Source organism: Mycobacteroides salmoniphilum (assembly GCF_004924335.1).
GTDB classification, from domain to species: Bacteria; Actinomycetota; Actinomycetes; order Mycobacteriales; family Mycobacteriaceae; genus Mycobacterium; species Mycobacterium salmoniphilum.
The window spans coordinates 2,976,005-2,994,382 of the sequence record NZ_CP024633.1 but is presented as its reverse complement, the minus strand read 5'-3'; the positions used below and the strand labels follow the sequence as shown (position 1 = coordinate 2,994,382).

Genomic DNA, 18,378 nt, shown 5'->3' with positions numbered 1-18,378 from the left:
CGCACAATATCTAGGTGACACGTAGTTCAGAGGTCTGTCGGGTGCTGCTACTGGGCAGCACCGGGTCCATCGGGACCCAGGCGCTCGAGGTCATCGCCGCCAACCCCGATCGCTTTGAGGTGGTGGGCCTGGCGGCCGGCGGCGGGAACATCGACCTGCTGAGGCAGCAGATCGCCGACACCGGAGTCACCAACGTCGCGGTGGCGGATGTGAGTGCCGCCCAACGGCTCGGCATACCCGTACTGAGCGGGCCAGGTGCCGTCACCGAGCTGGTGGAGAACACCGAGGCCGACGTGGTGCTCAATGCGCTTGTCGGTGCCCTGGGTCTGCGTCCCACCCTGGCCGCGCTGAAGACAGGGGCACGACTGGCGCTGGCCAACAAGGAGTCCCTGGTGGCCGGAGGACCGCTGGTCACCAAGGCCGCCGCCCCCGGCCAGATCGTCCCCGTCGACTCCGAACATTCCGCGCTCGCGCAATGTCTGCGGGGCGGGACCCGCGGCGAGGTGGCACAACTGATCCTGACCGCGTCGGGCGGGCCGTTTCGGGGCTGGACCGCACAACAGCTCCAGGACGTCACCCCTGACCAGGCCGGTGCGCATCCGACCTGGTCGATGGGACCGATGAACACCCTCAATTCGGCCTCCCTGGTCAACAAGGGGCTCGAACTCATCGAGACGCACCTGCTGTTCGATGTGCCGTACCGGCAGATCGGTGTGGTGGTGCACCCGCAGTCGATCGTGCACTCGATGGTGACATTCACCGATGGGTCGACGCTGGCACAGGCCAGCCCACCCGATATGAAACTGCCCATCGCCCTGGCGCTGGGATGGCCGGACCGGGTGCCCGCCGCGGCCGTGGCCTGTGACTTCAGTACCGCCTCTACCTGGGAATTCGAGCCGCTGGATGCCCAGGTTTTTCCCGCCGTCGACCTGGCCCGGAGTGCCGGAGAAGCGGGGGGATGCATGACCGCCGTCTACAACGCCGCCAACGAAACCGCGGCCGCCGCCTTCCTGGACGGACGTATCGGATTCAGGTCCATCGTGCGAACAATTGCCGATGTGCTCGATGCCGCAAGCCAATGGGAGGGAACCTCTGCGGAACCCGCTACCGTTGACGATGTACTTGATGCGCAGAACTGGGCTGACCAGCAGGCTGCGCAATTCATCTCCGCGGAGGAAAATCGAACCTGATGGTTGCGTACGTGATCGGAATCGCGCTCTTCGCGCTGGCGATCTTGGTGTCGGTGGCGTTGCACGAGTGCGGGCACATGTGGGTGGCGCAGGCCACCGGCATGAAGGTGCGCCGCTACTTCGTGGGATTCGGTCCGACGCTGTGGTCGACCAAACGTAAGAGCAACCGCGGCGCAAACGACGTCATCGAGTACGGCTTCAAGGCGGTCCCGTTGGGCGGCTTCTGTGATATCGCGGGCATGACCTCGGTGGAACCGCTCACTCCCGAGGAATCCGACCGCGCCATGTACAAGCAGAAGGTCTGGAAGCGTGTCGCGGTGCTGTTCGCCGGACCGGCCATGAACTTCCTCCTCGGCATGGTGGTCTTCTACGGCGTCGTCCTGTTCTGGGGCCTGCCCGACAACAACGCGCCTACACATCCGGAGATCAAGCAAACGAGCTGTGTGGCACCGCAAAAGAGTGCGGATCCCAAGGACATGGCGCTGTGCACCGGGGAGGGGCCGGCGGCGCTCGGGGGCCTGCGCGAGGGCGACCAAGTGCTCGCCGTCGCAGGCAAGCCGCTCAGCACATCCAGCGACATGGTTACCGCCATTCGAGAGCTGCGCGGTCCGCAGGTGTTCGAGATCGTCCGTGACGGTAAGCAGCAATCGCTGCTCGTGACCGTCACCGAGACCCAGCGCTGGGATGAGAAGGCAGGCAAGCTCATTTCGGTGGGTGCCGTCGGTGCCTCACTGGGTACCTATGTGCCGCAGAAGCACTACAACCCGCTGACCGCGGTCCCCGCCACCGGGAACCTCATCGGGACCGTCGCCGTCGAAACCGTCAAGGCCATCGGGAAGATCCCCACCAAGGTCGGTGCCCTGTGGGACTCAATCACCGGCAGCGAGCGGGCGATGGACACTCCGATGAGCATCGTCGGCGCGAGCCGCATGGGTGGCGAGACAGTAGAGCACGACATGTGGATCATGTTCTGGATACTGTTGGCGCAGCTCAACTTTGCGCTCGGCGCTATCAACCTGCTGCCGCTGTTGCCTTTTGATGGTGGACACATCGCGGTGGCTACCTACGAGAAGATCCGCAACATGATCCGGTCGGCGCGCGGCCTCACAGCGGGCGCGCCCGTCAACTACATGAAGTTGATGCCGGCGACCTACCTCGTCCTGGTGGTGGTTGTCGGTTACATGCTGCTGACGATCACCGCCGACATCGTCAATCCGATCAGACTTTTTCAATAGCGATCCAAACGGAGGATCACATGACCAGCCTGGGCATTCCGAGTGCACCGCCGCCGACCCTGTCGCCGCGGCGCAAGACACGTCAGCTCATGGTCGGAGACGTCGGGGTGGGCAGCGACTCGCTGGTCTCGGTGCAGTCGATGTGCACCACCAAGACCCACGACGTGAACTCGACCCTGCAGCAGATCGCCGAGCTGACCACCTCCGGCTGTGACATGGTGCGTGTCGCCTGCCCGCGACAGGAGGACGCCGACGCGCTCGCCGAGATCGCCCGCAAGAGCAAGATCCCGGTGATCGCCGATATCCATTTTCAGCCCAAGTACATCTTCGCCGCGATTGACGCCGGTTGCGCCGCGGTGCGCGTGAATCCGGGGAACATCAAGGAGTTCGACGGCCGCGTCAAGGAGGTCGCCAAGGCCGCCGGTGAGGCCGGGATACCGATCCGCATCGGCGTGAACGCGGGTTCGCTCGATCCGCGCATTCTGGGCAAGTACGGCAAGGCCACGCCGGAAGCGCTCGTCGAATCGGCGCTGTGGGAGGCCGGCCTGTTCGAGGAGCATGGCTTCGGTGACATCAAGATCAGCGTCAAGCACAACGACCCGGTGATCATGGTCGCCGCCTATGAACTGCTGGCCTCGCAGTGTGATTACCCGCTGCACCTGGGTGTTACCGAGGCGGGCCCAGCATTCCAGGGCACCATCAAGTCGGCCGTGGCGTTCGGGGCGCTGTTGTCCAAGGGCATAGGCGACACCATCCGGGTATCCCTTTCTGCGCCGCCGGTTGAGGAGGTCAAGGTCGGCAACCAGATTCTGGAGTCCCTCAACCTGCGGCCTCGTGGGCTGGAAATCGTGTCCTGCCCGTCCTGCGGTCGTGCGCAGGTAGACGTCTACACCCTGGCCAACGCGGTCAGTGCAGGCTTGGAGGGCCTGGACGTACCGCTGCGTGTCGCGGTCATGGGCTGCGTCGTCAATGGGCCGGGGGAGGCCCGTGAGGCCGACCTGGGCGTGGCATCCGGCAACGGCAAGGGGCAGATCTTCGTGAAGGGCGAGGTCATCAAGACCGTGCCGGAGGCGCTGATCGTGGAGACGCTCATCGACGAGGCCATGCGGTTGGCTGAAGAGATGGGCACGGAGATCGGAACCGACGGAACTCCTACAGGCCAGCCGGTCGTCACCGTAAGCTGAACGAAGCTCGGCGTAACGGGACACACGGGAGCGATTGCCGATGACGACAACACTGCCGGCGCCTGGAGCGCCCGGAGCATCGTCGTCTGACGCCGTTCGTGTGCTCGGGTTATCGGATACCGAGGCGGTACGCGCTGTCCTGGACGTAGACCCGGTGGCATCCTGCATGCTCGCCGCTCGCGTGGAGGCCCGCGGTGCCGATCCCACGGCCATCGGCGGCGAGATCTGGTCGGCGGGAGCGTTGGCCGACTCCCTGTGCTTCGTCGGGACCACGATCATTCCGTTGGCGGGCGGGCCCGAGGCCACTCGGCTGTTCGCCGAACGTGCGATCGAGCAGCACCGGATCTGCCCTTCCCTGGTCGGTCCGGCTGATGTGGTTCTCGACATGTGGTGCCATCTCGATCCGGTCTGGGGCCCCGCGCGCGAGGTTCGCGCCTGCCAGCCGCTGCTGGCGATGCTTGATGCGCCCACATGTGCCGTTGACCCCGCGGTGCGGCAGGTGCGTGCCGAGGAGCTCGACCAGTATTTGAACGCGTCGATCCAGATGTTCATCGGTGAGATGGGCGTCGACCCGCGTAACGGTGACGGAGGCCGCGGATACCGACGGCGGGTGGCCGGTCTCATCGAAGCAGGCAGGGCGTGGGCACGTTTCGAGGATGGGCGGGTCATCTTCAAGGCCGAGATCGGATCGCAATCGCTGTCCGTCAGCCAGATTCAGGGTGTGTGGGTTGACCCAGAGTTCCGTGGCCGCGGGCTCGGCACCGCGGGCGTGGCCGCTGTGGCGGCGGCGGTTCATCGCAGCGGGCGCATCCCCAGCCTGTACGTGAACGGCTTCAACGAGGTGGCCCGCGCGTCCTATGCCAGGGCGGGATTCACCCGTATCGGCACATTCGCGACGGTTCTCGTTAGCTAGTCCCCGGTACGCCCGTGTGCCTGCCGGGTTTTGCGGGCTCACGGTCTTAGCATCGAGCCGATGTTCAGACGTGTTTGGTCCCTGCCCTTGTTCGGCACCGCGCTGCTGGTGGCCGGGGCGGTTGCGTGCACTCCGCGCCCCGATGGGCCGGCGCCGGTGGCAGAGAAGTTTTTCGAGGCACTGGCCAGCGGCGACACCGCCACTGCCGCGAAGCTCACCGACGACCCCGATGGCGCGAAAGTGGGTCTGGATCAAGCGTTCTCGGGCCTGCAGGCGGCGTCGTTCAAGGCCGCCGTGAACGGATCTCAATACACCCAGGACACCGGCAGCGCCGACGCGACGTATGTCTGGCAACTGCCCAAGAAGCGCACCTGGACCTATAGCGGGCGCCTGGAAATGCTGCGCACCGGCGGCAGCTGGCAGGTCCGGTGGGCCCCGAGTGATCTGCATCCCAAACTTGGTGAACGCCAATCGCTCTCGTTGCGCACCGATCCGGCCAAGCGGGCAACAGTCAACGAGGCGGGCGGTACGACCGTACTGGCACCGGCCAACCTGTACAAGATTTCCTTTGACGCGTCGCAGGCCGGTAAATCGCTGATGAGCACCGCCACCGCGCTGGCCGATGCCATTCGGCCCTACGACGACCAGATGAACGCCGCGTCCCTCGCCGAGCAGGCGAGCGCGCAAACCTCGCCGATGAACATCATCACGTTGCGCAAGGACGATTGGGACAAAGTGTCCATCGCGCTGGAGACCCGGCCGGGAGCATTGCGACCGGGCGTTGTGATGACACCGATCGCCGACATTCTGCCCACCGATGACACCTTTGCGCCCGACATCGTCGCGCAAGTCAAGAAGGCAGTGCTCGACGAGTTGGACGGCGAGGCCGGCTGGCGAGTGGTCAGTGTCAATCAGAACGGTGTTGACACCGCGGTGCTCAATGAGGTGAAACCCACTCCGGCGCCGTCGAAGACGATCAGCTTGGACCGTGCCGTGCAGAACGCCGCGCAGAACGCTGTCAACACGCGCGGCCAGAAGGCCATGATGGTGGTGATCAAGCCGTCGACGGGGGAGATCTTGGCGGTCGCGCAGAACGCCGCCGCCAACGCAGATGGACCGCTGGCCACCACGGGGCTGTTCCCGCCCGGATCGACATTCAAGATCATCACCGCGGGTGCCGCACTCGAGCGCGGGATGGCGACCCCCGACACCATGCTGGGCTGCCCGAAGCGAGTCACCATCGGAGATCGCAGCATCCCCAACTACAACGAGTTCGATCTCGGCACGGTGCCCATGTGGCGCGCCTTCGCGAACTCGTGTAACACCACCTTCGCCAAACTCGCCAGCGAGATGCCATTGGACGGTTTGACCGTTGCCGCTTCGCAATTCGGCATCGGCCCCGACTATGACGTTGCGGGCATCCCCACCATCTCCGGAGATGTCCCGCCCACGGTCAATCTGGCTGAACGCACCGAGGACGGTTTCGGTCAGGGCAAGGTGCTGGTCACGCCGTTCGGTATGGCGCTGGCCGCGGCCACTGTGGCCAACGGTAAAACGCCTGTACCGCAGCTGATTTCGGGTCAGACCACGGGAATAACCGGTGAGCGGCCGGCGGTGACCCCGACAATGATCGACGGGCTGCGCGGGATGATGCGCGAGACCGTGCTCAGCGGTACCGCGATGGATCTCAAGGGCGAGGGCTCGGTCTATGGAAAGACCGGTGAGGCCGAGTTCCCGGGCGGATCACACGCCTGGTTTGCCGGATATCGCGGTGATATGGCGTTCGCCACACTGATCGTCGGGGGCGGCGGCTCAGAAGCCGCGGTGCGCGCCACCCGGGTCATGTTCCAGTCGCTACCGCCGGATTACCTGGCCTAGCCGGGACTCGACGCCAGCACGCAGAACTCGTTGCCCTCGGGATCGGCGAGCACGATCCAGCTCGAATCGCCCTGACCGATATCAACCGTGGTAGCGCCGTGCGCGAGAAACCGATCCACTACGGCGTGCTGGTCGTCACCCCGAAAGTCCAGGTGCAATCGGTTCTTGGCCACCTTCGGATCGGGGTTGGCCAGGAAGAACAATGAGGGTGGGTGGCGGTCGGGCTGGAAGACCTCGACGTCTCCGTCGTGATCGATGGAGTACGGCCATTCCAGCGCGTCGGCCCACCAGCGGCCCAATGTGGCTGCATCATGGCAGTCGATCACAATCGCTTCTAGTGTGAGTCCGGCGGACATGCCCATGAAGCCGATTGTGCGCGCTGTCGCTAACGTTCGGCCAGAAGATTACGAACTACCATGTAGTAAAACAGCATCCAGGGAGGATCGAGAGCTTGCGCAGAGCATTTCGGAGTGTGCTTGTGGTGACCGGGCTCGCCGGCCTCCTGATGAACATGGCCATCACCGCACCAGCGACCCTCGGCCACGCAGCGGCCGCCTCCTCCAGCGGGGTGGCGTCCGTCTCGCCCACGCCGGGGCAGACGGTCGGGGTGGCCATGCCCGTGACGATTCATTTCGCTTCCCCTGTCACCGATCGGCCATCGGCCGAGCGAACCATCAATTTCTCCGCGTCGAAGGTTCCCGCAGGGGTGTTCAGCTGGGTCGACGATGCGACGGTCCGTTTCACCCCCAGCGAATACTGGCCCGCGCACTCCACCATCGCCGTGTCCGTGAACGGTGTCAGTGGCATGAAGTACAAGTTCCAGACCGGCTCGGAGGTGCTGGGCATCGCCAGCATCAGCGCCCATACCTTTACGGTCAAGATCGACGGCACGGTTATGCGCGAGATGCCCGCATCGATGGGAAAGCCCAAACACCCCACGCCGATCGGCTCGTTTACCGCCTTGGAGAAGCAGAGTCCTGTGGTCATGGATTCCCGGACCATCGGCATTCCGCTGAACGATCCAGAGGGATACAAGCTGACCGTCTACTACGCGGTCCGGGTCACCTGGGGTGGCGTCTACGTGCACAGCGCCCCGTGGTCGACGGGAGCGCAGGGTAATTCCAACGTCAGCCATGGGTGCATCAACCTGAGCCCCGACAACGCGGCCTGGTACTACAACACCGTCGGCATCGGCGACCCCATCGTCATCAACGGATAGTGGTCTCGACGGGCCCGGCTACGCTGCCTTCATGACTGTTCGTGCCGCACTGCGTCCGGGAACACTGTCCCCCGAGCGCCAGGTTCCCGTGTCGATCGGCCGCCCCGAGTACGTGGGCAAGTCCAAGGTCGCGGAAGCCATCGGGGAGCCGTATGTCCAGACACCCGAGGTGATCGAGAAGATGCGCGTCGCGGGCAGGATCGCGGCGCGGGCACTGGCGCTCGCCGGTGAGGCCGTCGCGCCCGGCGTCACCACCGACGAACTGGACCGAATTGCGCACGATTACATGGTTTCCCAGGGTGCCTACCCGTCGACGCTGGGGTACAAGGGATTTCCCAAGTCGTGCTGCACATCGCTCAACGAGATCATCTGCCATGGGATACCGGATTCGACCGTGATCGAGGACGGAGACATCGTCAACATCGATGTCACCGCCTATATCGACGGTGTGCACGGCGATACCAACGCCACGTTCCTGGCCGGGGATGTCTCCGAGGAACACCGACTCCTGGTGGAGCGAACCCGGGAGGCCACGATGCGGGCCATCAATGCCGTCAAGCCGGGCCGGGCCCTGAGTGTCGTTGGCCGGGTGATCGAGGCCTACGCAAAGCGGTTCGGTTACAACGTGGTTCGCTCCTTCACCGGACACGGCGTGGGCCCGACGTTCCACAACGGGCTCATCGTGCCGCATTATGACGACCCCAACCTGGACATCGTCATCGAGCCGGGCATGACCTTCACCATCGAGCCGATGATCAACCTCGGATCGCTGGACTACGAGATCTGGGATGACACCTGGACAGTGGCGACCACCGACAAGCAATGGACCGCGCAGTTCGAGCACACCATGGTGGTCACCGACGACGGAGTAGAGATCCTGACCGTGCCATGACCGGGGCGCTGCTGGTGGGGGGCGTCAGCTCCGACGCCGGTAAGAGTCTGGTTGTTACCGGTCTGTGCCGGTTACTGGCTCGCAAGGGGATTCGCGTCGCGCCGTTCAAGGCGCAGAACATGTCCAACAACTCCGTGGTGACGATGGACGGCGGAGAGATCGGTCGCGCGCAGGCATTGCAGGCCCGCGCGTGCGGGCTGGAACCATCGGTCCGGTTCAATCCGGTACTCCTCAAGCCCGGCAGCGACCGCACCTCACAGCTGGTGGTACGCGGGCAGGCCACAGGAAACGTCAGTGCTCGTTCCTATATCGAGCATCGCGAGGAATTGCGGCAGGTGGTCGCCGAGGAGTTGCGCGCGCTGCGTGCGGAATTCGACGTCGTGATCTGCGAGGGCGCCGGCTCGGTCGCCGAGATCAACCTACGAGCCACCGACATCGCCAACATGGGTCTGGCACAGACTGCGGGTCTGCCGGTGGTGCTGGTCGGTGATATCGACCGAGGTGGTGTGCTGGCGCACCTGTTCGGGTCGGTGGCCGTGCTCGAGCCCGCGGATCAACGACTCGTCGCCGGATTCATCGTCAACAAGTTCCGCGGTGATCCCACGCTGTTGGAGCCGGGGCTGGAGCAGCTCGCCGTACTGACCGGCAGAACCACCTACGGTGTGCTGCCCTACGACGACCAATTATGGCTCGATGCAGAGGATTCAGTGTCTGTAGTGGCCTCGGCTCAGGTGGGGCGCCCGGCCACGCCGGTCGGGCGGGAATGGCTCCGGGTGGCCGCGGTGCGCCTGCCCCGAATCTCGAATTCGACCGATATCGAGGCCATCGCCTGCGAGCCGGGAGTGATAGTCCGGTGGGCGGCGCATCCCGCTGATATCGCCGACGCCGATGTGGTGGTGGTCCCGGGCACTAAGGCCACTGTCGCCGATCTTGCCTGGATGCGGAGCAACGGCATTGCCGATGCGGTTGTCGCACACGCCCGTTCGGGGTCGCCGGTGCTGGGTATTTGTGGCGGATTCCAGATGCTGGCCACCACAATCGAGGATCGCGTCGAGTCCGGGGCCGGAACCGTCGAGGGGCTGGGCCTGCTCGATGTCGATATCGCGTTCGAACCGATCAAGACTCTGCGCCGCTGGCAGCCACCGGGCCTGACCGGATACGAGATTCACCATGGCACCGTTACCCGCTCGGCAGTGGCGCCGTGGCTCACCGACTACCACGAGGGTGCCGCCGAGGGCGCGGTCCGGGGCACCCATTGGCATGGGGTACTGGACAACGACGAGTTCCGGCGCGCATGGCTCACCGAGGCGGCGGCCGCGGCTGGACGTTCGGGATTCATCGTCGCTACCGGCACCAATGTCGGAGACTGCCGTGCGGCTCAACTGGACAGACTGGCCGATCTCATCGACACCCATGTCGACGTCGATGCCCTGCAGGCCGTGTGGGAAGAATCCGGTCGGCCGCATTCTGGCCCGTCATACCCGGTAATTGCGGCGCGGGTCGAATAGCCTGTGCGGGTGCGTCGGGCCCTCAGGAACATCACAGCTATCGCAGCATCCGCACTGGCGCTTGCGGCGTGCACCCAGACGGTGCCGGGTACTGCCACGTGGCCGGGGGCGCGCATCGCGCAATCGTTGCTCACCGCCGATGAGTTGCCGCAGGGCGCCAAGTACGACAGGGTTGTCGCCGATCTGGGTCCGGTGACCGTCAACAACCAGCGGGTCGTCGGTGCGATGCCCTCGAATCCGCAGGGGTGCGCGGACGGCTTGTCGCCCCGGTTGGCCAACGCGGGACGAGCGGGTCCCGAGAACACCGCGCGGTACATCGCCCGGTTCAACGGTGCGAACATCATCGTCAGCCTGTTGCGCGACACCATCGACCTGGCCAACGTCAAGGACGTCGCGACCCGCTGCGCGACATACGAGGTGTTCTTCGACAAGAATTCGCCCGGAACGCGGATGGTCACCGAGCCGGTACAGGGCGGGCCGGTCGGCGTCCTCACCTACAAGCAAACAATGATCATGCCCAAGGGCAGCACGTCCCGGTACATGGCGTTCGCGAATGTCCAGGGGGTGGCCATGGTGGCGACATCCTTCGACCTGCGTGATCCGTCGGTCAAGGCCACGGCCACCATGCCCCAGACATTCCTGGATATCGTGGCGAAACAGGTCGACAAGATCGAACGCACGTAACGGGTCCGGGCGAAAGTTTCCTGAAAGGGCTGGTTAAAAGCCCAACCGGATCGGCCGTACTCAGGTACCGTGCGCCCATGCCCAAGGTCTTCGCGCAAGCGGCTCATCCATGAGTCCGACGCCTGAGCTTCGCCGCCCGCGCCCGGGGCCCCTGCCTGCGCGCGACGGTGAGTTGCATCAGGTCGTCACGATTGACGGCCGAACGGTGCAGGTCAATGTGTCGGGGCCCGATAAGGGAACCACCGTCGTCATGCTGGCCGCGGCCGGGCACTTCGCGCTCAGTTATCGCTCGGTGTGCGAGCGGCTGCACACCGCGGGGCTACGGACCGCGGTGATCGGACACGATCCGCATCTCCATGCCAAGGCCATCACCGGAGTGCTCGACGACATCGGCGTCAAGGTGGCGCTCTTGGTGGGGGACCGTGCTGGCGGTGAGCTGGCCTGGGATCTGGCAGCCAGCAAACTTGACAGGTTTATCGGACTGGTGGCGATCGACCGTGGACACCCGCGCGTGGCCGACCGTGCCGGGCTGATCCGCGACAAGCACTGCCCGCCGGTGGAGATCAACACCACGGTATTGGTGACCTCGGATGCCACCCGGGCCATCGCCCGTGCCAGCCAGCGCTTCGTGTACGGCGACTACCGGATTGTCGAACTGATGGGACGTCGGTCGGCGACTCGCGACCTCACCCCGGAGCTGGCCGCCGAGGTGGTGCTGCGCAGCAGCTCATGGTGAGTTAGCTGCCGCCCGCCTCGTACCAGTCCAGCCAGGAATTCAGTTCCTGGTACGCCCGTTCGCGTGGCTCCGTCACCGACAGGAACACATCGTGTTTGGCATCGGGGATCGGGATGATGCGTTGATAGTTGCCGATGCACCCCGCCCAGCGCGCAATCTGCTGAACATCCAGGACCGCATCGCCGTGTAGCGCCGCCGCGGGGTCGACGTCTCCGGGGAGGCTGCGATCCGAGCGCAGGATCAGGTTGGGCGCGCCGACATCCAGGCCGCGGTGTAACTCGGCATGTCCATGCCGGATGGCACTGATCCACCCGAACCGCACCGGGAACCCGCCGACCGGCTTCCACTCCAGGTTGTAGTCGAACTCTCCGTGGAAGTCCTTGTGCAGGCTTGCACCGTAGGCGCCCTCGTGCGGTAGCGGAATCGCTTGTTTGGCGCGGAATCGCGAAATCGCCTTGACGGCCGCGGTGGTGCCGCCGCTGCGGAGAAAGGGTCGGCCCTGAAGATCCAGCCAGGGGCTGTTGAGGATGAGTCCCGCGATATTGCCCAGGCCGTCCGCCACCCGTAGGCGGTTGAGCCACAGCGAGACGATCAGACCGCCGGCGGAGTGTCCGTAGATGAGCAGCGATGCGGCCGTGTTCTGCCCGCTGGCCTCCCCGGTGATGATGTTCACCGCGGCGTTGAGTTCGGCGTCGTAGAGCGACAGATCGCTGATGTAGTGCGGCGTCTGGTGAACGCGCCGGGAACGCCCGCATTTGCGCAAGTCGAGCGCGAAGAAGCGATAGCCGCGGGCCAGGAAATGTTCGGCAAGCTCGGTGTGGAAGAAGTAGTCGGTATATCCGTGCACCATGAGCACCGCGCGTCCGGTCTCCGGCTGAATTTCAGGGCGCACCAGTGTGGCGGTAATTACACCTTCGCCGTCAGGGTCAATGCCCAGTTCAATGGTCTGACGAAGGTAGCCATCGAGGACATCGGATTCCCATGTCACTGGCTTAGCCTAGTTGAAGGAATGACTGAATTACCCGCGCGATAACCTGTGTGTACTTCCCAGTAGTGGCGAAGCGTTGCCACTACATCAGATTCGAAAAGGACAGTGAACCGGTGTCAAAAGCGCAGGTGGAGCAGACAGACGTTGCCCTGATTGGGTCAGGGATCATGAGCGCGACGCTCAGCGCCTTGCTGCGATTGGTCGAACCGGACCTGTCGATCACCTTGATCGAACGCCTCGATGCGGCCGCGAGCGAAAGCAGCGACCCGTGGAACAACGCGGGTACCGGTCACTCGGCACTCTGCGAGCTCAACTACACGCCGCAGAAGGCTGACGGCTCGATTGACATCACCAAGGCCGTCACGGTCAACGAGCAGTTCCAGGTATCGCGCCAGTTCTGGGCGTACGCCGTGGAGAACGGTGTGCTGCCCGACGTCCGCGGGTTCCTCAACCCCATCCCACATGTGAGCTACGTGCACGGAGCCGACAAGGTTGAGTATCTGCGCAAGCGCCACGATGCCCTGGCCGGTAACCCGCTGTTCGCGAAGATGGAGTTCATCAACGACGACGATGAGTTCGCGCGTCGCCTGCCGTTGATGGCGGCCGGACGCGACTTCTCCGATCCGGTGGGGTTGAACTGGAGCCAGGACGGTACCGACGTCGACTTCGGTGAGCTGTCAAAGCAGTTGGTCGGCTTCGGCGTTCGCAGCGGCACCAGCGCGATCTTCGGCACCGAGGTCCGCAACATCAGCCGTGAAAGCGACGGCGGATGGATCCTCAAGCTGGTCAACGGACGCACGGGCGAGAAGCGCAAGCTCAAAGCCAAGTTTGTGTTCGTCGGCGCCGGTGGCGGGGCACTGGGTCTGCTGCAGAAGGCCGGAATCCCGGAAGCCAAGGGCTTCGGCGGGTTCCCGGTGAGCGGCGCCTTCCTGCGCACCAACAACATCGACCTCACCGAGGGCCACAAGGCCAAGGTCTACGGCTTCCCGCCACTCGGTGCACCGCCGATGTCGGCGCCGCACTTGGACACCCGGGTGATCAACGGAAAGGAATGGCTGTTGTTCGGGCCGTTCGCCGGATGGTCGCCCAAATTCCTCAAGATGGGCAAGGTCACCGACCTGCCCGCGTCGGTGAAGCCCAACAACCTTGCATCGATGGTCGGCGTTGGTCTCACCGAGTTCAAGCTCGCGACTTTCCTATTGAGCCAGCTGCGTCTCACTCCGGATGACCGGATCGACATGCTGCGCGAATTCGCGCCCAAGGCACAGCGTTCCGATTGGGAGCTGATCACCGCCGGCCAGCGCGTGCAGGTCATTCGGCCGGCCAAGGGCAAGGGTGGTGCGCTCGAATTCGGCACCATGGTGCTCAATTCGGCCGACGGCAGCATTGCCGGCCTGCTCGGCGCCTCGCCGGGTGCGTCCACCGCGGTGCCGGCCATGCTCGACGTCATGCAGCGGTGCTTCCCTGACCGGTTCGCCAACTGGATGCCCAAACTCAAGGAAATGATCCCGTCGCTGGGTATCAGTCTGTCGGATGAGCCCACACTGTTCGGTGAGGTATGGGACTGGGGCACACAGGTTCTCGGCCTGGAGCAGTGACCGCCGGGTGGTCCCGGTCCGCTGACCTGGACACCGCGACGCTCTACGGACTACTGCGGTTACGCGCCGAGGCGTTCATCGTCGATCAGAACTGCGCCTACCAAGATCTCGACGGCCGCGATCTCGAGCCAGAGACCCGGCACTTTTGGATCAAGAACGAGAACGACGATGTTGTCAGTGGTCTGCGGGTGCTCACGGATCCGCAGGGCTCGGGTTTCTGGATCGGCCGGGTATGTACGGCGGCGGGTGAACGTGGCCGCGGGCACGCGGCGCGATTGGTCCGCGCCGTGCTGGCCGAGCTCGGCGGTGCGCGGTGTCGACTGAATGCGCAGGCTCACCTGAGGGACATGTATGGCAAGCTGGGATTCGTGGTCTCCGGTGACGAATTTCTCGAGGACGGGATACCGCACGTGCCCATGACCTGGATGGCCGGGAAATGACCAGCACCACAGGCGTTCCCGGATACCCGCTCAGTGCGATCGTCGGGCACGACCAGCTGCGGTTGGCGCTCGTGCTCTCGGCGGTGCGCCCCGATATCGGGGGAGTGCTCATCCGCGGAGAGAAGGGCACTGCCAAGTCGACGGCGGTGCGTGCTCTGACCTCCGTACTGGGTTCCGTCGACGGCGCACGTCTGGTGGAACTCCCGATCGGCGCCACCGAAGATCGGGTCGTTGGTTCCCTCGACCTGCAGAAGGTGCTGCGCGACGGTGAACATGCTTTTTCCCCGGGGCTTTTGGCGCGGGCCAACGGCGGCGTGCTGTACGTGGACGAGGTCAACCTGCTGCACGACCATCTGGTCGACGTGATCCTCGATGCGGCCGCGATGGGTCGCGTGCATGTCGAGCGTGACGGTGTATCCCATTCCTACGACGCGCGATTCGTGCTGATCGGCACGATGAATCCCGAGGAGGGGGAGCTGCGGCCACAGCTGCTGGACCGCTTCGGATTCGCGGTGGATGTACACGCTTCCCGGGAGGTGCCGGTACGGGCCGAGGTCATCCGTAGGCGACTTGCTTATGAGGCAGATCCCGCCGGGTTTGTCTCGCGTTACGCCTCTGAGGAGGCTGAGCTGGCGGAACGGATTGCCGATGCCCGGCAGTTGTTACCCCGGGTCACCTTGCCCGACGCGGAGTTACAGCGTATTGCGGCCCTGTGCGCGACCTTCGATGTGGATGGTATGCGCGCCGATCTGGTGGTGGCACGCGCCGCGATCGCCCATGCGGCATGGCGTGGTGCCGAGGTGGTCGGCGAGCCCGATATCCGGGTGGCCGCCGAGTTGGCGCTGCCGCACCGGCGGCGCCGAGACCCGTTCGACGAGCCGGGCCTGGATCCGGAGCAGCTCGACCAGGCGATGCGCGATAGCGCGCCGCCGCAGGATCAGGATCCCAGCGGGGATGACCCAGACCCCGATCCGGATGGTCCCGGTGGTGGCGCACCCGAGCCTTCTTCGGATCCAGCCAAAGCCGATGATTCGGAGAAGGATTCAGCGTCTACGCCGGCGCCGTCTCGGCCCAGCCCGGCGCCCTCGGCGACTTTTCGCGCCAAGACGTTCCGGGTGCCGGGTGTTGGCATGGGCGCCCCGGGACGACGTTCCGCGGCGCGCAACCGCACCGGCAAGGTGATCGCGCCGCACCCCGATGAGGGATTCGGGGTGCACGTGATCGGCACGCTGATGTCCGCAGCGAGCCGGGTGACTGAACCCGGCAGGCTACCCAAACCGGTGCTCTCCGATGTGCAGTGGGCAATCAGGGAAGGGCGCGAAGGCAATCTGGTGATTTTCGTGGTCGACGCCTCGGGGTCGATGGCGGCCCGCCAGAAGATGTCGGCGGTCAGCGGAGCCACCTTGTCGCTGCTGCGAGATGCTTATCAGCGACGCGACAAGGTTGCGGTTATCACCTTCCGCGGTCAGGAAGCGGCGATGCTATTGGCACCGACAAGTTCTACCCATATCGCGGGACGCAAGCTGCAACAGTTCGATACCGGTGGTAAAACGCCGCTGGCACAAGGGCTTTTGGCGGCACGCGATCTCGTCTCCCGCGAGCATGGCCGTGATCCGCATCGCCGCGCCCTCGTGGTGGTGCTCACCGACGGACGCGCTACCGGCGGTCCTGACCCCTTGGGGCGGACTCGTCGCGCTGCGGGAATGCTGCGTGCCGAGCAGGTCGCTTGCGTGGTGGTCGATTGCGAGACATCTTTCGTGAGAATGGATCTGGCGGTCACGCTGGCTCAACAGCTTGATGCACCGGTGATCCAGCTCGACCACCTTAATGCCGACCGGCTTGCCGGTGTGGTCCGCGGTGCCACCGCCGCGTGAGATAGCGGAGGAGGCTCAATGCCACAGGGACAACCGCTGGTGGTGCCAGAGGACGGGCTCACCACGAAGGCGCGTCGTAATGCCCCGGTGCTCGCGGTGCACACCGGCGCGGGAAAAGGCAAGTCCACCGCCGCCTTTGGCATGGCACTGCGTGCCTGGCATCACGGTGCGGATGTCGCGGTGTTCCAGTTCGTCAAGAGTGCAAAGTGGCGAGTGGGGGAAGAATCGGTCTTCGGTGAGCTCGCCAAGCTGCATGATGAGCACGGGATCGGCGGCTCGGTGCAGTGGCACAAGATGGGGTCGGGCTGGTCCTGGTCGCGTCGGGCAGGTACCGAAACCGACCACGCCGCCGATGCTGCCGCCGGTTGGGCCGAGATTGCCCGGCGACTGGCCGCGGAGGAACACGGTTTCTATGTGCTCGATGAATTCACCTACCCGCTCAAGTGGGGGTGGGTCGACGTCGACGAGGTGGTCTCGGTGCTGCGGAATCGCCCCGGCATGCAGCATGTCGTGATCACCGGACGCGATGCGCCACAGCAGCTTTTGGACGCTGCCGACTTGGTGACCGAGATGACTAAGGTCAAACATCCGATGGACCAGGGCCGCAAGGGCCAACGCGGTATCGAATGGTGATCGGACGGTAGCGCGTGGTGTCCGTTAGCGTTCCCGCGATCGTGATCGCCGCGCCCGCGTCGGGCAGCGGAAAGACCACGGTGGCCACGGGCTTGATGGGCGCGCTGCGGCGTGCGGGTCACCGCGTGGCGCCGTTCAAGGTAGGGCCGGATTACATCGATCCCGGATATCACAGCCTGGTGACCGGCAGGCCGGGCCGCAATCTCGACAGCGTGCTCGTGGGCAGCGATCTGATCGGACCCCTGTTCGGGCACGGCTGCCGCGGCGCCGATATCGCCGTAATCGAAGGAGTGATGGGGCTCTTCGACGGCCGGATCGGTGATGCGGAGGGTTCCACGGCCCAGATCGCAGCCTTGCTCGGGGCACCGGTGGTGCTGGTGGTCGACGCCAAGGGATACAGCCAGAGCATGGCTGCGCTCCTGCATGGTTTTGTGGTACATGCCGCCGAGGAGGGGATCAGGATCGCCGGCGTGATTCTGAACCGGGTCGGGTCGGCGCGGCACCGCGAGATCCTCACGGCAGCAGCCGACCGTGCCGGACTTTCCGTGCTCGGGGCGTTGCCTCGTATCGAGGAGATATCGGTCCCATCAAGACATTTGGGACTGGTGACGGCTATCGAGCATGGCCAGGCAGCACTCGATGCGATCGAGGCGATGACCCAGCTGGTCGGCGCGCATGTGGACATACCCGCGATTGTCGCCGCCGCCCGCAGTGAGGTGACGGCCCCCCCGTGGGATCCGGCGGACGCCATCGGCGCCCCGGTGGTCGGGGAGCCCGTGGTGGCGCTGGCGGCTGGTTCGGCGTTTACCTTCGGCTACGCCGAACATCGCGAGTTGTTGGCCGCCGCGGGTGCGGTGGTGGCCGAATTCGACCCGCGCCGGGACGCATTGCCCGACGAGACCGCTGCCTTGGTACTGCCCGGCGGATTTCCAGAACAGTTCACCGCCGACCTGTCGTCCAATGAATCACTACGCCAACAGGTTCGTGACATGTCGGGACCGATCCATGCCGAATGCGCGGGGCTCACGTACCTGTGTCACGACCTCGACGGCGCGCCGATGTGTGGGGTGATTAACGCGCATGCCCGCTTCACCGATTCGCTCACCCTCGGGTACCGGGACGCCGTGGCGATCACCGGCTCTGCGTTGTTCGATGAGGGGGAACGGTTGAGCGGACACGAGTTTCATCGCACCACGGTCGACTATCGCGATGACGCTGGGTATCGCGCCTGGGCCTGGGGCACCTCCGACGGTGTCCGTCGTGAGGGCGTGGTGGCGGGGGAGGGCCGCATCCACGCCTCGTACCTGCATACGCATCCGGCAGCGCATCCTCAGGCGGTTGCCAGATTTGTGTCACGGGCGACGACGTAGCGGCCTAGACTGCTCAATCTGGTTGCGCAGCAGAAT

17 protein-coding genes are annotated in these 18,378 nt (G+C 64.9%); 15 read left to right on the top strand and 2 right to left on the bottom strand.

The annotated features are described in order from the left end of the window. Positions 1 to 14: 14 nt before the first annotated feature. The 5 genes from dxr (at position 15) to DSM43276_RS14835 (ending at position 6,400) form a co-directional block, all read left to right on the top strand. Positions 15 to 1,190, top strand: a complete 1,176-nt coding sequence (gene dxr, locus DSM43276_RS14855) for a 1-deoxy-D-xylulose-5-phosphate reductoisomerase (RefSeq protein ID WP_078331406.1) — start codon at positions 15 to 17, stop codon at positions 1,188 to 1,190. After that, a complete protein-coding gene (locus DSM43276_RS14850; RefSeq protein ID WP_078331405.1) occupies positions 1,190 to 2,425 on the top strand; it encodes a M50 family metallopeptidase in 1,236 nt (411 codons plus the stop codon). The genes dxr and DSM43276_RS14850 overlap by 1 nt, the downstream gene beginning before the upstream one ends. A gap of 20 nt (positions 2,426 to 2,445) precedes the next feature. After that, complete coding sequence (ispG, locus tag DSM43276_RS14845; RefSeq protein WP_078326781.1) at positions 2,446 to 3,609, top strand: flavodoxin-dependent (E)-4-hydroxy-3-methylbut-2-enyl-diphosphate synthase; 1,164 nt, start codon at positions 2,446 to 2,448, stop codon at positions 3,607 to 3,609. Between the two features lie 100 nt (positions 3,610 to 3,709). Continuing rightward, positions 3,710 to 4,522, top strand: a complete 813-nt coding sequence (locus DSM43276_RS14840) for a GNAT family N-acetyltransferase (RefSeq protein ID WP_078326780.1) — start codon at positions 3,710 to 3,712, stop codon at positions 4,520 to 4,522. A 60-nt stretch (positions 4,523 to 4,582) separates the two neighbouring features. Further along, entirely contained in the window at positions 4,583 to 6,400 is a 1,818-nt protein-coding gene (locus tag DSM43276_RS14835; RefSeq protein WP_078331404.1) for a penicillin-binding transpeptidase domain-containing protein, read from the top strand. Here the strand turns inward: DSM43276_RS14835 and DSM43276_RS14830 are convergent. Beyond that, complete coding sequence (locus tag DSM43276_RS14830; RefSeq protein WP_078331403.1) at positions 6,397 to 6,762, bottom strand: VOC family protein; 366 nt, start codon at positions 6,760 to 6,762, stop codon at positions 6,397 to 6,399. The genes DSM43276_RS14835 and DSM43276_RS14830 overlap by 4 nt on opposite strands. Before the next feature lie 116 nt (positions 6,763 to 6,878). Here DSM43276_RS14830 and DSM43276_RS14825 point away from each other — a divergent pair, with 116 nt between their 5' ends. The 5 genes from DSM43276_RS14825 to DSM43276_RS14805 all read left to right on the top strand — a co-directional run bounded on the left by DSM43276_RS14825 (position 6,879) and on the right by DSM43276_RS14805 (position 11,439). Then, entirely contained in the window at positions 6,879 to 7,619 is a 741-nt protein-coding gene (locus DSM43276_RS14825) for a L,D-transpeptidase (protein WP_078331420.1), read from the top strand. A 31-nt stretch (positions 7,620 to 7,650) separates the two neighbouring features. After that, complete coding sequence (gene map / locus DSM43276_RS14820) at positions 7,651 to 8,511, top strand: type I methionyl aminopeptidase (RefSeq protein ID WP_078331402.1); 861 nt, start codon at positions 7,651 to 7,653, stop codon at positions 8,509 to 8,511. After that, positions 8,508 to 10,019 carry a cobyric acid synthase gene (locus DSM43276_RS14815; RefSeq protein WP_078331401.1) on the top strand — a complete coding sequence of 504 codons (1,512 nt, stop codon included), beginning with the start codon at positions 8,508 to 8,510 and terminating at the stop codon, positions 10,017 to 10,019. The genes map and DSM43276_RS14815 overlap by 4 nt, the downstream gene beginning before the upstream one ends. A 54-nt stretch (positions 10,020 to 10,073) precedes the next feature. Then, entirely contained in the window at positions 10,074 to 10,703 is a 630-nt protein-coding gene (locus DSM43276_RS14810) for a hypothetical protein (RefSeq protein WP_078331419.1), read from the top strand. Positions 10,704 to 10,812: 109 nt separating this feature from the next. Next, on the top strand, positions 10,813 to 11,439 hold the full coding sequence (locus DSM43276_RS14805; RefSeq protein WP_078331400.1) for an alpha/beta fold hydrolase: 627 nt from the start codon (positions 10,813 to 10,815) through the stop codon (positions 11,437 to 11,439). 1 nt (position 11,440) lies between these two features. Here DSM43276_RS14805 and DSM43276_RS14800 read toward each other — a convergent pair whose 3' ends face one another. Continuing rightward, entirely contained in the window at positions 11,441 to 12,427 is a 987-nt protein-coding gene (locus DSM43276_RS14800; protein ID WP_078331399.1) for an alpha/beta hydrolase, read from the bottom strand. A gap of 113 nt (positions 12,428 to 12,540) precedes the next feature. Between DSM43276_RS14800 and mqo the strand changes: the two genes are divergently transcribed. From mqo to DSM43276_RS14775, 5 genes are read left to right on the top strand one after another with little or no spacing between them, the layout of a single operon-like run. After that, a complete protein-coding gene (gene mqo / locus DSM43276_RS14795; protein ID WP_078331418.1) occupies positions 12,541 to 14,025 on the top strand; it encodes a malate dehydrogenase (quinone) in 1,485 nt (494 codons plus the stop codon). Continuing rightward, the gene (locus DSM43276_RS14790; RefSeq protein ID WP_078331398.1) at positions 14,022 to 14,465 is read left to right on the top strand and encodes a GNAT family N-acetyltransferase; all 444 of its coding nucleotides are present in this window, start codon (positions 14,022 to 14,024) and stop codon (positions 14,463 to 14,465) included. Before mqo ends, DSM43276_RS14790 begins: the two co-directional genes overlap by 4 nt. Further along, entirely contained in the window at positions 14,462 to 16,339 is a 1,878-nt protein-coding gene (locus tag DSM43276_RS14785) for a magnesium chelatase subunit D family protein (RefSeq protein ID WP_136629096.1), read from the top strand. Before DSM43276_RS14790 ends, DSM43276_RS14785 begins: the two co-directional genes overlap by 4 nt. An 18-nt stretch (positions 16,340 to 16,357) precedes the next feature. After that, positions 16,358 to 16,972, top strand: a complete 615-nt coding sequence (cobO, locus tag DSM43276_RS14780; protein ID WP_078311060.1) for a cob(I)yrinic acid a,c-diamide adenosyltransferase — start codon at positions 16,358 to 16,360, stop codon at positions 16,970 to 16,972. Between the two features lie 38 nt (positions 16,973 to 17,010). After that, on the top strand, positions 17,011 to 18,342 hold the full coding sequence (locus DSM43276_RS14775) for a cobyrinic acid a,c-diamide synthase CobB (RefSeq protein ID WP_078331417.1): 1,332 nt from the start codon (positions 17,011 to 17,013) through the stop codon (positions 18,340 to 18,342). Positions 18,343 to 18,378: the final 36 nt, after the last annotated feature.

Excerpts from the sequence above, each read along its gene's own strand:
- DSM43276_RS14850 (WP_078331405.1), top strand. The coding sequence starts at position 1,190 with ATGGTTGCGTACGTGATCGGAATCGCGCTCTTCGCGCTGGCGATCTTG.
- ispG (WP_078326781.1), top strand. The coding sequence starts at position 2,446 with ATGACCAGCCTGGGCATTCCGAGTGCACCGCCGCCGACCCTGTCGCCG.
- DSM43276_RS14835 (WP_078331404.1), top strand. The coding sequence starts at position 4,583 with ATGTTCAGACGTGTTTGGTCCCTGCCCTTGTTCGGCACCGCGCTGCTG.
- DSM43276_RS14830 (WP_078331403.1), bottom strand. The coding sequence starts at position 6,762 with ATGGGCATGTCCGCCGGACTCACACTAGAAGCGATTGTGATCGACTGC.
- map (WP_078331402.1), top strand. The coding sequence starts at position 7,651 with ATGACTGTTCGTGCCGCACTGCGTCCGGGAACACTGTCCCCCGAGCGC.
- DSM43276_RS14815 (WP_078331401.1), top strand. The coding sequence starts at position 8,508 with ATGACCGGGGCGCTGCTGGTGGGGGGCGTCAGCTCCGACGCCGGTAAG.
- DSM43276_RS14805 (WP_078331400.1), top strand. The coding sequence starts at position 10,813 with ATGAGTCCGACGCCTGAGCTTCGCCGCCCGCGCCCGGGGCCCCTGCCT.
- DSM43276_RS14785 (WP_136629096.1), top strand. The coding sequence starts at position 14,462 with ATGACCAGCACCACAGGCGTTCCCGGATACCCGCTCAGTGCGATCGTC.
- cobO (WP_078311060.1), top strand. The coding sequence starts at position 16,358 with ATGCCACAGGGACAACCGCTGGTGGTGCCAGAGGACGGGCTCACCACG.